Source organism: Streptomyces sp. NPDC050418 (genome assembly GCF_044458745.1).
Lineage (GTDB): Bacteria > Actinomycetota > Actinomycetes > Streptomycetales > Streptomycetaceae > Streptomyces.
On sequence record NZ_JBITIG010000006.1, the window covers coordinates 114,456 to 127,879 of the forward strand.

A 13,424-nucleotide genomic window follows, 5' to 3' on the forward strand; every position below is an offset into this window, starting at 1 on the left:
GCCTGGGTAGGCTGCCCGCCATGTTCTCGGTGGTGCAAAACGTAGCGATCGACTGTACGGACGCCTATGCCCTGGCCCGTTTCTGGAGCGAGGTGGTGGGCCACCCCCTGGACCCGGACGCGGCACCGGGCGACGAGGCCACCCAGATCCCCCTGCCCGAGGGGCCCTACCTCTACTTCAACCAGGTCCCGGAACCCAAGACGACAAAGAACCGCCTCCACCTCTGCCTCCGCCCGACCACATCCCGCGAGCCGGAAATCGACCGCCTCGTAGCCCTGGGCGCCACGTGGATCGCCGACCGCCGCGACCCCGACGGCTCGGGCTGGGCGGTCCTGGCGGACCCGGAGGGCAACGAGTTCTGCGTGTTGCGCAGTGAGTCGGACCGGGCGGCGCAGCGGGACTGACCTCGCCCGCACCGTTCGGTCATCACATCTTGGTCACCGATTGTTCATCCCACGGTCACACGCCGCTCCGCCGGCTCTACCGTCGCCCCATCCAGCACGACAGTCCAGGGGACGACATGAGCAACCCGTACACACCACCGCCGCAGTCCGGCCGCCCCGCCCCGAAATGGGCGCGCAAGCGGTTCGTTCTCCCCGCGCTCGGCCTGGCGTTCCTGCTCGGCATCGGGGCGGGCGCCGGCAGTGAGCCGGCCGACGCCAAGCCCGCGGCCGGCGAGGCGAAGCCCACCGTCACCGCGACCGTGACGGCCACCGCCACGCCCAAGGCGACGGCCGAACCCGCGCCGACCGTCACGGAGACGAAGACCGTGAAGGTCACCGCGACGGTGACAGCGGAGGCGGACGCGGGCGCCGGCGGTTCCGGCGGTTCCGACGACAGCGACAACGGCGGCGGCAGCGCGTACTACGCGAACTGCACCGAGGCCCGGGCCGCCGGAGCGGCCCCCGTCCACCGCGGCGATCCCGGCTACGGCCGTCATCTCGACCGCGACGGGGACGGCATCGGCTGCGACAGCTGACACATCCGGCATGCCGAAGGGGCGGTCACGTGCACCACGCGACCGCCCCTCGACGTCGATCAAGCCCTACAGCGCCTGCGCCGACGGCTTCACCATCCCGCGGACCGTACGGGACTTCACGAAGTCGCCCATGGCCGTCATCTCCCACTCGCCGGAGAACTGGCGGATGAGCTTGGCCATCATGACGCCCGTCTGGGCCTCCGCGTTCGTGAGGTCGAAGCGGACGAGTTCCTCGTTGGTGGTCGCGTCGATGAGGCGGCAGTAGGCCTTGGCGACCTCGGTGAACTTCTGGCCCGAGAACGAGTTGACCGTGAAGACCAGGCCCGAGACCTCCTGCGGTAGGCGGCCGAGGTCGACCACGATGACCTCGTCGTCGCCGCCGCCCTCGCCCGTGAGGTTGTCGCCGGAGTGCTTGACCGCTCCGCCCAGGATCGAGAGCTTGCCGAAGTAGCAGCTGTCGATGTGGTTGCGGTTCGGGCCGTAGGCGATGACCGAGGCGTCGAGGTCGATGTCCTTGCCGCGGAACGCGGGCTCCCAGCCGAGGCCCATCTTGACCTGGGACAGGAGCGGGCGGCCGCCCTTGACCAGGGAGACGGTCTGGTTCTTCTGGAGGCTGACGCGGCCCTTGTCCAGGTTGATCTTGCCCGTGCCCGGGGCGGGGGCCGCAGGAGCGGCCGGGGGCGCTGCGGGAGCGGCGGGTGCCGGGGTCTGCGCCCAGGCGCGCGGGTCCGGGGCCGAAGGCGCGGGCGGGGCCTGGGGTGCGGCAGGGGCGGGGGCGGGCGCCGCGGCCGGGGCGGGCGCCGCGGCCGGCTCCTCGTCCACCGAGACGCCGAAGTCCGTGGCGATCCCGGCGAGCCCGTTGGCGTAACCCTGGCCGACCGCGCGGGCCTTCCACGCGCCGTTGCGCAGATACACCTCGACGACCACGAGCGCCGTCTCCGTGCCGAGCTGCGGCGGTGTGAAGGTGGCGAGCACGCTGCCGTCGTCCGCATTGCGGATCGTGGCAGTGGGCTCGATGCCCTGGAAGGTCTGGCCCGCCGCGTCCGGGCTGGCGGTCACCACGATCTTCTCGATGCCCGCGGGCACCGCCGAGGTGTCCACCGTGATCTTGTCGGGCGCGGTGCCGCCGCCCGACTGGTAGGTGACACCTGGGCCCGAGGGCTGGTTGAAGAAGATGAAGTCGTCGTCGGAGCGCACCTTGCCGTCGGCGGTGAGCAGCAGGCCCGATACGTCGAGCCGCACCGGAGCGGCGACGTCCACCGACACGCGGACGGCGGGCAGGGGGATGTTCGAGCCGGGGGTCATAGCTGTCATGCCAGGGGTAACGAGCGAGATCTCTTTGCCGTTCCCTTACCTGAGGGCGAGTTTCCCGGCATTCGGGTGGGACGCCGGGGCACGCGGACGGGGCGAAAGGACGCGAAGGGCGCCACCCGTGGCAACAACGGGTGGCGCCCCTGTCGGAGAGCGGCCGGCGGCTCGCCTCAGGCGGCCCACGGCCAGTCCGCGTCCCGGCCCCGCTCCAGGAGCGGAACCATGCGGAACGCCGCGTCCGAGAGCCCGCCGAAGGTGTGCCGGTTGTGCGTACCCGACGGCCCGTGGCCCGCGCGGTAGCCCGCGAGGTTCCACGTGTAGACCGGCACGTCCGCCGGGACCTGCGCGGTCGGGTCGCCCACGGCGCTGTACGTGTACTGCTCGTCGGTGACGATCAGCACCCGGTCGTGCCCGTCGTAGAACCGCCGTACCGCCGCGCTGGTGTCCGTGCCGCCGAGGTCGCCGAAGCGCTCGATGACCTTGAGCACCGACTCGCCCTTGCCGCACGGCACCGTCGAGCTCGTGGACCCGAACTGCACCAGGTCGGCCCGCTCGGCACGCTGCGCGACCGCCGTGCCGAACACCGCGGCCCCGTCGGCCCGAGTGAGCTCGGAGCGGTCCGACATCCGCGAGTAGAACATCGAGCCCGAGCGGTCCACGAGCACCAGCGTGCGGCCCGGCAGCTCCGGCACGTTCGCCAGCGAGTGCGCGAGCGCCTGCTCCAGCGGGTACGCCCAGCGCAGCGAGGGCGCGTGCCGGTACGCGGCCAGGTAGCGGAACGGGAACTGCCGCGAGCGGCGCACCTGCTCCGGGTCCGCGATCTTCGCGGCCACCGCCGCGGCGACCTCGTCCGACACCCCGGCCTGGCCGAAGTTCCGCAGATTCCGTACGAGGGCCATCGCCCCCATCGACGGAATCACGGCCTCCCACGCGTCCCGGTCCATCGGACCCTGCAGCCAGCCCGCGAGCGCCTCCCAGGTCATCCCGGCCGCGGCCAGCCGCTCCGCGCCGCCCGCCCCGGTGACCACCGCACGCCGCTCGGCGACGGGCAGACCCATCAGCTCGCTGTGGGCGACGAGCACGGGGCTCGACGCGGGCGGCACCGCGGCCTCCGGGTGGTGCCGGCGGTCCAGCGCGTACTTGAACAGCTCGCCCTGCCACGTCTTGTCCGGGTCGGGCGCGGCGTGCACGAGGTTGAGGATGTCGCCGAAACGGTAGCCCTTGCCCGAAGTGTCGTACTTCAGGAGCGACTTGCCGTGGTAGAGGCGCCGGACTGCATCGGCGACACCGCGCTTGACCGGCTTGGGCAGCGCGCGTCCGTACACCGAGGTCCAGTATCCGAGCAGCTCACCGGGCTCGTCGGGGCGCTGCAGCACGGAGGCGATGACCGAGCGGTTGGACGGCCCGTCCGTGACGCCCGCATCCAGCCGCGCCTTCACGTACTCGGCGGCGCCGACCAGCGAGGCGGTGCGCAGGTTGCCCTCGCCGCGCAGCCAGCCGAGCAGACCCGCGGTCCACTCCGGGTCCTCGACGGCGAGCTTGCGCACGAGATGCGCGAAGCGGTCGTCGCGGTCGGCGCCGGCCTCGTAGAAGGTCCGCTGGCCGACCATGTTCGCGATGGCGAGCAGAAAGAGCTCGGAGCGCTCCGTGCGCTCATATCCACGGCCGCCCTCGAACGTACGCAGGGTGCGCCCCGTGGACGTCACACGGGATGTGCCGCGTGCACGAGTGGACTTGGTATTGAAACGCGTCATGAGAATTCCCCCGAATTCGGCGACCGGACAGGAGTGGGTGAATTTCAGGGGCATTTCGGCAAGGGGGTGCCCGAGGTCAGGAGTCGGCGGCGGTGACGCAGATGCTCTACCCAATTGAGCTACACCGACCCGGAGTCGATGACGGGACTCGAACCCGCAACCGTCTGATTAAGGAAGTAACCGCTGCCTGCGCACCGGGCACATCCCCCTTGCCGAAACGCCTCCCGAGATCAGATGTGGTCCGCGGCCGGTTTCAGTCGAAGAAGGAGCCGTGGACCTTCGCACCGGGAGGTGCATTTCGTTGTGCACGACTGTAGAGAAGTAACGCCGGGCCGCGCGAAGGGTTTTAGCGGTGAAAGCGATACGGGCGGCCGGTGCGGCGCTTTCGGTCCTGCCCGCGGGCCCCGTCCCGTCCCCTGGGTACCATCACCCCCGGAGCGCACGGGGGAAGGTGGCAGGCAGATCATGCAGGTGCTCAGGGATCAGGACCCACGGCAGATCGGCCCGTACCGGCTGCTCGGCCGGCTCGGCAGCGGCGGCATGGGCGAGGTCTTCCTCGCGCGCTCGCGCGGCGGCCGCACCGTAGCGGTGAAGGTGGTGCGCCAGGAGCTGGCCACGCAGGACGCGTTCCGGCTGCGTTTCCGGCGCGAGGTCGAGGCCGCACGCAAGGTCGGCGGCGACTGGACGGCACGCGTCCTTGACGCGGACACGGAGGCCGATTCCCCGTGGATCGCCACGGCGTTCGTCCCGGGCCCCGGTCTCGACACCATCGTCGAGAAGGAACACGGCCCGCTGCCCGAGCACACGGTCCTGGTGATGGCGGCCCGTCTCGCCGAGGCCCTGACCGCGATCCACACGGCGGGCCTGGTCCACCGCGACCTCAAGCCCTCCAATGTCCTCCTGACCCTCGACGGTCCTCGCGTCATCGACTTCGGCATCGCCCGCCATCTCGCCCTCGGAACCCAGCTCACCGCCACCGGCTACGCGGTGGGCTCCCCCGGCTTCATGTCCCCCGAGCAGGTGCGCGGCGAGACGGTGGGGACGGCCAGCGACGTGTTCGGCCTCGGCGCGCTCCTCGCGTACGCGGCGACGGGCCGGCGGCCGTTCGGCAGCTCGGAGATCGGGCCGCACGCGCAGATGTTCCGGATCGTCTCCGAGGAGCCCGATCTGGAGGGCGTCGACGGCACTCTGCTCACGCTCATCACGGACTGTCTGCACAAGGAGCCCGCGCTGCGCCCGTCGCTGCCGGACATCCTGGAGCGCACGGCGGAGGCGGCCGGGGCGGAGGGCGAGTGGCTCCCGACGGGCCTCGTCGGCCTGCTGGGCCGCGCGGCGGTGCGGCTCCTGGACGCGGACGTGCCGGAGGAGGACCCGGCGCGCGAATCCGGCGTACGGTCCGACAGCGCGCGAACGGAGGGTGTACGGGCCGACGGTGACGACGCGGACGCCGCGACACCGGAAGCCACTCCGACGGCCACCCCCGCAGCACCCGCCGATCCCGGCACCTTCGCCCTGCGCCCCGAGCAGCGCCCCGCGCCCGACGCCGCCGAGCCCGCGCTCCTCGCCTCCGCGGCACTCGACTCCGCCACCCCTGTCCCCGGCGCCGCGCCCGACCACGCCGACACCACGTCCCACCCCACCCCGAAGCGCCGGCGCCGCCTCGCGGTCCCGCTCGTCGCCGCGCTCGTCCTGGCCGTGACGGCCGGTGCCTTCGTGCTCGTGCCGAAGCTCCGCGGCGACGACGGCGGCGCGGGACCGGACGCGGGCGGTCCCGACGCGTCGGTCTCCGCCGACCCGGGCCGCGGCAAGGACAAGAAGTCGGACGGGCCGTCCGAGTCCCCTTCTCCGTCGAAGAGTTCGCAGGGCAAGGACAGCCCGGCGAACAACGACAAGGGCAAGCCCTCCACCGGCGCCTCCGAGAGCCCGGACGACGCCGCGGACGACCCCGGCCAGGTCGACCCGGAGGAGCCGGACGACGGCGCGGGCAACGGGTTCCCGGAGGGGTACGCGGGCTCGTGGGAGAACCGCGAGGCCGGTGACGTCTGGGCGTTCACCGTCCCGGACAGCCCCGTCGGCAAGACCGTGACGTGGAGCGTCGACCTGGGCGACGACGGCACGTACTGCGCCTACGAGGCGCCCGTCGAGGAGGCGACCGAAAGCCGCATGGTCCTCGGCAAGTCGACGGTCACGGACAACACCGGCGACGAGACCTGCACGGCGGGCGACCGCCCGTACTTCGACGTCGTCGACCTGTACCAGCTCACGTACTACGGCACCGGCATCAACAGCGGGATGTACATGGAGCGCACCGGCTGAGCGGGCCCGCCACGCGACGGCCCGCTGCCCGAAGTCCCGCCACGCGACGTCCCGCTACCCGATGTCCCGCAGCCCGTCGATCCGCGCCGCCATCGCGTCGAAGCAGGGACGCACACCCGCCCGGAGGTCCTCGCTCCACCGCTCGTCCGCGTAGCTCGTGGTGAGGTGGAGAGCACGTGCGTGCGCCAGCGGTGGCCGGTGTCCTGGAGGCAGCCGCTCCAGGGCCCACGCGGCCGCGTCGGTCTTCGGCAGGAGGTCGCCCGTCGCGACCGTCACCCAGGTCCGGGCGAGCGTGAGCAGCACGTTGCGGGTGTCGTCATCGAGGTCCGCCCTCAGCTCCTGGACGCCGGCGACGGTCGCCGCCACGACGTCCGCGTGCGGCACCGGGTCGATCAGTGAGGTGAGCGGGGGTCCGCAGAGGGCCTTCCCGTGGTGGAGCGCCTGGGTGAGCAGGACCGCGAGGTCCGGCATCGGTTCGGGTCGCGGCACGAACCCCTGCTCGTACGACGCGCGGAGCCACTCCCCGTACAGGAAGTCGCAGACCGGCGGATGACGCCACGGCCGGACGTCGGCCTGGACGACCACCACCAACTCCAGGGGCCGCGACGGCGGTTCCAGGCCGGAGAGCCGCAGCAGGCCGTCGAGGAGGGCCCGGCGCCGCGTGGTATTCAGCGAGCGCCGGGACACCACCAAGAGGTCCACGTCACTGGCCGGCCGCAGCCCGCCGTACACGGCGGAGCCGTGGAGGAAGCTGCCGATGAGCTCGGGTCCAAGGACGTCGGCAACCAGCTCCACGGCCGGTGTGAAGTGGTCCATCCGCACAGATTAGGGGTGTTCGGACGGTACCGGCCCCGTCAGGAGCGCGCGTTCCGCTTCCAGGGGCCGGAGATCGCCACCATGATGCCGGGATCCTGGATGTTGGCGTACAGCGTCCGTCCGTCGGGCGAGAAGACGACGCCGGTGAATTCGCTGTACTCCGGCTCCTCTTCGGTGCCGATGTTGAGGTCGTTGCGCGCAATCGGATACGTGCGGCCGCTGTCCGTGGCGCCGAAGAGGTGCTGGATGCCCTCGCCGTCCTCGGCGATGATCAGGCCTCCGTACGGGGAGACGGTGATGTTGTCGGGGCCGTCGAAGGCGCCGTCCTTGCCGGGGTCCGCGTTCACGCCGAGGAGGACCTTCAGGGTGAGCGTGCGGCGGCGCGGGTTGTAGAACCAGACCTGGCCGTCGTGGGGCGTGCCCGGGCTCTCGTCGCGGGCGTACGAGGAGACGATGTACGCGCCGCCGTCGGCCCACCACATGCCTTCGAGCTTGCGGGCGCGGGTCACCTCGCCCGTGGCGAACTGCTTGCGGATCGGGGTCTCCTGGGCGTCGCGCTCGGGCACGTCCACCCAGTCCACTCCGTACACCGTGCCGATCTTCGTGGCGCGCGAGAGGTCGTCGACGAACGCGCCGCCGGAGTCGTAGCACTTGGGCGCCTGCAGGGTGCCGGCGTCGTCCGCGAGCTTCCTGAACCGGCCGCGCCCGTGCCGGAAACCGTGCGGCGGCACCCAGCGGAAGAACAGCCCGTTCGGCTTGCTGTCGTCCTCGGTGAGATAGGCGTACGAGGTCTTCGGGTCGACGACCACGGCCTCGTGGTCGAAGCGGCCGAAGAACTTCAGGGGCTTCGGGTCGCGGTTGGCGCGGCCGTCGGCCGGGTCGACCTCGAAGACGTAGCCGTGGTCCTTCGTCATGCCGTTCTCGCCGGCCTTGTCGGAGTTCTCCTCGCAGGTCAGCCAGGTGCCCCAGGAGGTGCGTCCGCCCGCGCAGTTGGTGGAGGTGCCGGCGATGCCGACCCATTCGGCCACCTCGCCGCCGCGGCGCACCTCGACGACGGTGCAGCCGCCGGCCGCGGCCGGGTCGTAGACGAGCCCCTCGGCGAGCGGCACCGGGTGGTCGTAGTCGGTGCGGGGGCCGTCGAGTTCGTGGTTGTTCACGAGGAGCGTGGCGCCGCGCGGACCCTCGAAGGTCGCGGTGCCGTCGTGGTTGGACGGCGTGAACTCCCCGCTCTCCAGCTTCGTCCTGCCGCTGTACGTGATGATCTTGTACGTGAATCCGGCGGGCAGCGCGAGCATTCCCTCCGGGTCGGGGACGAGCGGGCCGTAGCCGGGGCCCTTGGGGCGGTCGCCGTGACCGGGGCCGCTCTCCTCCTGGGTGGCCAGCGCGCCGTCGGTGGTGGCGAGCACCCCGGCGGTACCGGCGAGCGCGACACCCGCGCCCGTGATCGCGGTGCGGCGGGTGAAGTCCCTGCGCGTGAGCGGCATCGTCTCTCCTGAAGCGACGGGGTGCGGGTATCTCGGGGTTCGAGGAGAGAGTTCCGGCCATGGAAGAACGGCAGTTGAACGCGGTTCGACGTCCGCCGTACGGCTTCCGTGAACGGGTCACCGCAAGCGCTGCCAATCTTCGTAAACAAGGTCAAGAGGGAGCAGACGGAGCGAGTCCCAAGATTTCGCGCGGCTGCCCTTGACCGGCGTGTGCGGCCGCAATAGACAGTCCTCATCCTGCAGGAGCGCAGTGGGCGGAGAGGCGAGCCCGGTGGACGCACACGAGGCACGCAGGCTCCATGAGGGCCGGCTGATGCAGCTGGCTCATGTGACCGGGGTGGGGATCGGGCGGGACGAGGCATCGGGCGAGGACGTGATCGTCGTCTTCGTGACCCGTGCCGTACCCCGAGATCTGCTCCCGGCCGACGAGGTGGTTCCCGACGAGCTCGAGGGCGTGCCGGTGCGCGTACTCGCGATCGGCCCGGTCGATGCCCAGGACCGGGAGTCCTGAGCCTTCGGGAAACCCCGCGCATCTAGGGGAAGTAGGTGGTCAGGCGTGACCAGCCGGCCAGAACTGATGCGAGGACCTACGGGCGGGCAGCTCAGCGACAGCTCCCGTCAGCAGGCGATGGGTGACTTCCTGCGGCGTGAGGCGCCGCTGGCGAACGTGGTCGGGTTCGGCCACGGTGTGAAGTGGGCCGAGGGCCGGCCCACGGGCGAGCAGGCCGTGCTCGTCTTCGTGACCCAGAAGGTTCCCGAGTCCATGCTGCCCGAGCGGGATGTCATCCCGCGCCAGATGGACGACGGCACCCCGACCGATGTGATCGCGGTCGGGCATGTGGCCGCGCAGCGCACCACGGGCCGCGGGCGTTCCGTGCCCTCGGCGCGCGGTGACGAACAGCAGGCGCCGGAGACCTCGGGACAGCTCGCGCAGCTGTCGCAGCCGCTGCTCGAAGAGCTGGGCGGGCTCGGCGCGTTCGAGCCGCAGCTGCTCAAGCGCCGTATGCGGCCGTGCCCTTCGGGCTTCTCGGTGGGCAACGTCCGGGTGACGGCAGGGACCCTCGGCAGTGTGGTGTACGACTTCCTGCCGGGCGCGACCGTCGACCCGCCCGGGTCGGGGCTCGGCGTCCCGTCGAAGTTCTACATCCTGTCCAACAACCATGTGCTCGCCGACTCCAACCGTGCGCAGCTGGGCAGCGCGATCCTGCAGCCCGGCACGTTCGACGGCGGGCAGGACCCGGCCGACCGGATCGCGACGCTGGAGCGTTTCGTGACGATCCAGTTCGCGCCGCAGATCCCGCTGGAGCGGCACAACAACGTGGTGGACGCGGCACTCGGCGCGGTGGACTTCCAGGACGCCACGCGTGAGCAGTACTTCAGCGGCGCGCCGCGTGCGTGGCGGCGCAAGGCGAACGTGGCGGTCGGCGACCTCGTGAAGAAGTCGGGCCGTACGACCAACATCTCCTTCGGCCGGATCATCGCGGTCGACGCGACGATCGACGTCAACTACGGCACGGCGGGGACGGCCCGGTTCAAGGACCAGATCCTCACCACGAACATCTCCGCGGGCGGCGACTCGGGCTCGCTCGTCACATCCCAGGACAACGTGGCGCTCGGCCTGCTGTTCGCCGGGTCGTCGACGGTCACCGTGATCAACCACATCGAGAACGTACGCGCCCTGCTGCGTGTCGAGATCGCCGAGCAGCTGGCCTGAGCACGGGCATCCTGGAGGGAGGCACCATGACCACACAGGCACGCAAGCAGAAGGGTTCCCAGCGGGCGGAGCACCGGTTCTTCAACCCGCAGGGCGCGGAGGTCAAGACGCGTGACGAGGCGTTCGCGTCGATGCAGCAGGACGTGGGGGCAGAGGCCGTCACGACGGCGTGCACGCTGACGCTGCACAACGGCCAGATCTCGTTCGTCCTCGACGTCCGGTACAACCCCAACACCTATCCGCACGTGGTGACTGGCGGCCAGATCAAGTCCGGTATCTGCGGGGCACCGTGGGACATCACGGGCGGCTTCATCGGCGAGTCGATCCGGCTCGACGCGAAGCGCGCGGGCCAGGGTTCGTGCGCGTCGACGATCACGATCGTCGGCGAGTACCAGAACCCGCCGGCGTTCCGCGGCACGTACGGCTTCGACGGAGCGACGTCCTCCTTCAAGCACACCACGCGTTACGAGTGCTGAACCCTGCTCCCCGCGGGGTGGTGGGCGGTCCCCTGCCGGGGCCGCCCACCGGCTTCCTCCGGTTCAGCCGTCGACGGCGTGTTCCGTGAACCGGCCGCAGGAGCGGAATCCCAGGCGGCGGTAGACGGGTTCGCCGGCGGCCGATGCCTGCAGGACCGCGATACGGTCCCGGTCGCGGGCCGTGCGCAGGGCCGCGAGGGTGATGGCTCCGCCGTGGCCGCGGCTGCGGTGGGCGGCCAGGGTCGAGATGTTGTAGATGCCGGCGACTCCCGCGTGATGGAACACCTCGGCGGAGCAGACCGGACGGTCCGCCACGTAGCCGACCAGGTACCGGGCCGGGCCGTCCGGAGCGAGCGCCTGCGGGGCGGCCGCGGCGTAGAACCGCCGGACGGTGTGGGCGGGCGGGTCCCAGTTCGCGGCGAGCACCAGGGCGTAGTCGGCGAGTTGTCCGGGCGTGGTGACGGGCCGGATGTCGAGCCCCTGGACAGCGGGCTCCGGCAGCGCGTCGTCCACCTCGGCCCACATCGCCGTCTCGTGTTCGGACGCCGGCAGACCGGCCGCCGTGAGCCGGGCACTGAGATCCGCGGGGGTCGAGGCGGGCCCCGCCCACCACGAGAAGGGGCGGCCGGTACGAGCCAGGGTCCGGACGGTCTCGGCGATCCGTGCGTCGGCGTCGGCAGCGGTGAAGCGGGCCGCGGCGACGATGTTGAAGGTGTCGTCGTCCAGACCGCTGTCCGCGACCAGAAGGTCACCGGACTCGGTGACGGTCGCACCGGTCATGCCCCGGTGCAGGTGGCAGGCGTGTTCGGCCAGGTTCCGCTCCATCCTGGCGAGCAGTTCGGCGTCATCGGGAAGGTGAAGGTTCACCAGGATCGGCTCCAGCGCGACCGAGTAGGGGCGGCATGCGGTTCTGGGCCGGCTACACCCGCGACCGCGCCTTGAACGCGGCCTTCCGTGCTTCCTTCGCCACCCGCTTGTCCGGGTGGAGGCGGCCCATCGCCTCCAGGACGTCCGCCGTCGCGGGGTGGTCGACGCGCCAGGCCGCGTCGAAGAAGCCGGAGGACTGGGAGGCCAGGCCCTCGACCAGGCCCTGGAGTTCGTCCGAGTTGCCCTCCGCCGCCAGTTGCGCGGCCACCGTGTCGATGGTCAGCCAGAAGACCATCGCCGGGTCGGGTGCGGGCACGTCCGCGAAGCCGTGTTCCGTGAGCCAGACCCGGGCGAGTCCGCCCAGTTCGGCGTCGTCGAGCACCTCGCGCAGGGCGGGCTCGGCGGCGGTTCCGGTGAGGGACAGGGCCTGCTGGCAGCGCAGCCGCCGCAGCGGGCCCGCCGGGTCCGCCCCGCGCGCGGCCGCGAGCAACTCCCGTGCCGCCGCGACCGGTTCGCGCCCGGCCAGCCACAGCTCCGTCTCGGCCTGCGCCGACACCTGCGGGAAGTCCGCGGTCGCGTCGAGCAGGACGTCCGCGCCCTTGTCCGCGAGGTCGCCCACGGCCGGCGCGTCCACTCCGGCCTCCAGCATCCGCGCCCGGATCCCGTACAGGCCGAGCGGGGTGAGGCGGACCATGCCGTACCGGCTGATGTCCTCGTCGTCCGGGATCTCGGCGACCTCGTCACCGGCCTCGGCCATCAACTCCTCGTCCACCGGCCGGAACTCGACGAGGCCGACCGGTTCGAGCAGCCGGAACTGGTCGTCGAGCCGCATCATCGCGTCCGAGACCTGCTCCAGGATGTCGTCGGTGGGCTCCCCCATGTCGTCCGGCACGATCATCGACGCGGCCAGGGCGGGCAGCGGCACGGGCTCGTCGCCGGGGCCGTCCTCGCTGACCGTGAGGAGGTAGAGGTTGCCGAGCACCCCGTCGAGGAACTCGGCCTCCGCCTCGGGGTCCCAGCCGAGTGCGGAGAGGTCGATCTCGCCGCCCTCGCCGAGCGCGTCCACGAGGTCGTCGAGATCCGGGACGCTCGCGTCGGCGAGCACCGTGTCGAGCGCGCCCTGCCAGATCGCCAGGATGTCGGCGGGGCCGCCGGAGGTGATCAGCGCGAGGTCCTCGCCCGCGGTGACGGTCCCGTCCGACTCCTCGTCCCCGTCGGTGACTTCGACGAGCCCGGTGTCGACGGCGACCCGCCACGCCTCACTGGCGTACGCGGGCCCGTCCTCGTCGTCCGCCGTGAAACCGAGCAGTTCGGCCGCCAGGGGCAGCTGCTCGTCGACCAGTTCGCCGCCCGCGCCCACCCGTGTCGCTGGACCGGCCCAGCGCGCGAGCCGTACCGCGCGGGCGAGCAGCGGGGCGGCCAGCGCGGCCCGCGCGAGCTCCGGCTCGGGGGCCAGGCGCGCCGGTGGCAAGGAGGTGCGGTCGGGCGTCGGGCTCATGGGCTGGCTCTCCTCGTACGGGTTCCCGCGGGCAATGGCGGGCGGCCCCCAGAGTAGACGGATTTCACCGCAGACCGGCCGGTTCATGGACCCGTCGGCAGCCGTACACCTCCACAGCCTTGACAACTCCCCTGCCCGCGCAAGAGATTGACGCGCGTAGATCACCGCACGGCACCACCGACCAGTCCGTCCACCGTTCTACGCGCGTC

Annotated in this window: 12 protein-coding genes; 6 read left to right on the forward strand and 6 right to left on the reverse strand. The window is 71.7% G+C overall.

Annotated elements, in window-relative coordinates:
* Positions 1-20 precede the first annotated feature (20 nt).
* Together ACIBI4_RS15805 and ACIBI4_RS15810 are read left to right on the forward strand one after the other, a co-directional pair.
* Positions 21-404, forward strand: a complete 384-nt coding sequence (locus tag ACIBI4_RS15805; protein WP_399204442.1) for a VOC family protein — start codon at positions 21-23, stop codon at positions 402-404.
* A gap of 116 nt (positions 405-520) precedes the next feature.
* The gene (locus ACIBI4_RS15810; RefSeq protein ID WP_399204443.1) at positions 521-979 is read left to right on the forward strand and encodes an excalibur calcium-binding domain-containing protein; all 459 of its coding nucleotides are present in this window, start codon (positions 521-523) and stop codon (positions 977-979) included.
* Between the two features lie 66 nt (positions 980-1,045).
* Here ACIBI4_RS15810 and ACIBI4_RS15815 read toward each other — a convergent pair whose 3' ends face one another.
* Positions 1,046-2,284: a TerD family protein gene (locus ACIBI4_RS15815; RefSeq protein ID WP_399204811.1), complete on the reverse strand. Its 1,239-nt coding sequence runs from the start codon at positions 2,282-2,284 to the stop codon at positions 1,046-1,048.
* A gap of 176 nt (positions 2,285-2,460) precedes the next feature.
* Positions 2,461-4,044: a TROVE domain-containing protein gene (locus tag ACIBI4_RS15820; RefSeq protein WP_399204444.1), complete on the reverse strand. Its 1,584-nt coding sequence runs from the start codon at positions 4,042-4,044 to the stop codon at positions 2,461-2,463.
* 465 nt (positions 4,045-4,509) lie between these two features.
* Between ACIBI4_RS15820 and ACIBI4_RS15825 the strand changes: the two genes are divergently transcribed.
* Complete coding sequence (locus tag ACIBI4_RS15825; protein ID WP_399204445.1) at positions 4,510-6,360, forward strand: serine/threonine-protein kinase; 1,851 nt, start codon at positions 4,510-4,512, stop codon at positions 6,358-6,360.
* A gap of 54 nt (positions 6,361-6,414) precedes the next feature.
* On the opposite strand, the gene ACIBI4_RS15830 is transcribed toward ACIBI4_RS15825, so the two are convergent.
* A complete protein-coding gene (locus tag ACIBI4_RS15830; protein ID WP_399204446.1) occupies positions 6,415-7,176 on the reverse strand; it encodes an aminoglycoside adenylyltransferase family protein in 762 nt (253 codons plus the stop codon).
* Between the two features lie 38 nt (positions 7,177-7,214).
* Positions 7,215-8,660: an alkaline phosphatase PhoX gene (locus ACIBI4_RS15835; protein WP_399204447.1), complete on the reverse strand. Its 1,446-nt coding sequence runs from the start codon at positions 8,658-8,660 to the stop codon at positions 7,215-7,217.
* 271 nt (positions 8,661-8,931) lie between these two features.
* Between ACIBI4_RS15835 and ACIBI4_RS15840 the strand changes: the two genes are divergently transcribed.
* From ACIBI4_RS15840 to ACIBI4_RS15850, 3 genes are all read left to right on the forward strand, one after another.
* Positions 8,932-9,171: a hypothetical protein gene (locus ACIBI4_RS15840; protein WP_399204449.1), complete on the forward strand. Its 240-nt coding sequence runs from the start codon at positions 8,932-8,934 to the stop codon at positions 9,169-9,171.
* 66 nt (positions 9,172-9,237) lie between these two features.
* Entirely contained in the window at positions 9,238-10,374 is a 1,137-nt protein-coding gene (locus ACIBI4_RS15845) for a hypothetical protein (protein WP_399204451.1), read from the forward strand.
* A gap of 26 nt (positions 10,375-10,400) precedes the next feature.
* Complete coding sequence (locus tag ACIBI4_RS15850) at positions 10,401-10,850, forward strand: hypothetical protein (protein WP_399204452.1); 450 nt, start codon at positions 10,401-10,403, stop codon at positions 10,848-10,850.
* A 63-nt stretch (positions 10,851-10,913) separates the two neighbouring features.
* On the opposite strand, the gene ACIBI4_RS15855 is transcribed toward ACIBI4_RS15850, so the two are convergent.
* Both ACIBI4_RS15855 and ACIBI4_RS15860 read right to left on the reverse strand, forming a co-directional pair.
* The gene (locus ACIBI4_RS15855) at positions 10,914-11,675 is read right to left on the reverse strand and encodes a GNAT family N-acetyltransferase (protein WP_399204812.1); all 762 of its coding nucleotides are present in this window, start codon (positions 11,673-11,675) and stop codon (positions 10,914-10,916) included.
* A gap of 94 nt (positions 11,676-11,769) precedes the next feature.
* Complete coding sequence (locus ACIBI4_RS15860) at positions 11,770-13,215, reverse strand: hypothetical protein (protein WP_399204453.1); 1,446 nt, start codon at positions 13,213-13,215, stop codon at positions 11,770-11,772.
* Between the last annotated feature and the right edge of the window lie 209 nt (positions 13,216-13,424).

Bases quoted from the DNA above. Each gene is read 5' to 3' on its own strand.
- ACIBI4_RS15845 (WP_399204451.1), top strand. From the start codon at position 9,238: ATGCGAGGACCTACGGGCGGGCAGCTCAGCGACAGCTCCCGTCAGCAG.
- ACIBI4_RS15805 (WP_399204442.1), top strand. From the start codon at position 21: ATGTTCTCGGTGGTGCAAAACGTAGCGATCGACTGTACGGACGCCTAT.
- ACIBI4_RS15815 (WP_399204811.1), bottom strand. From the start codon at position 2,284: ATGACCCCCGGCTCGAACATCCCCCTGCCCGCCGTCCGCGTGTCGGTG.
- ACIBI4_RS15830 (WP_399204446.1), bottom strand. From the start codon at position 7,176: ATGGACCACTTCACACCGGCCGTGGAGCTGGTTGCCGACGTCCTTGGA.
- ACIBI4_RS15825 (WP_399204445.1), top strand. From the start codon at position 4,510: ATGCAGGTGCTCAGGGATCAGGACCCACGGCAGATCGGCCCGTACCGG.
- ACIBI4_RS15835 (WP_399204447.1), bottom strand. From the start codon at position 8,660: ATGCCGCTCACGCGCAGGGACTTCACCCGCCGCACCGCGATCACGGGC.
- ACIBI4_RS15810 (WP_399204443.1), top strand. From the start codon at position 521: ATGAGCAACCCGTACACACCACCGCCGCAGTCCGGCCGCCCCGCCCCG.
- ACIBI4_RS15860 (WP_399204453.1), bottom strand. From the start codon at position 13,215: ATGAGCCCGACGCCCGACCGCACCTCCTTGCCACCGGCGCGCCTGGCC.
- ACIBI4_RS15850 (WP_399204452.1), top strand. From the start codon at position 10,401: ATGACCACACAGGCACGCAAGCAGAAGGGTTCCCAGCGGGCGGAGCAC.
- ACIBI4_RS15855 (WP_399204812.1), bottom strand. From the start codon at position 11,675: ATGGAGCGGAACCTGGCCGAACACGCCTGCCACCTGCACCGGGGCATG.
- ACIBI4_RS15820 (WP_399204444.1), bottom strand. From the start codon at position 4,044: ATGACGCGTTTCAATACCAAGTCCACTCGTGCACGCGGCACATCCCGT.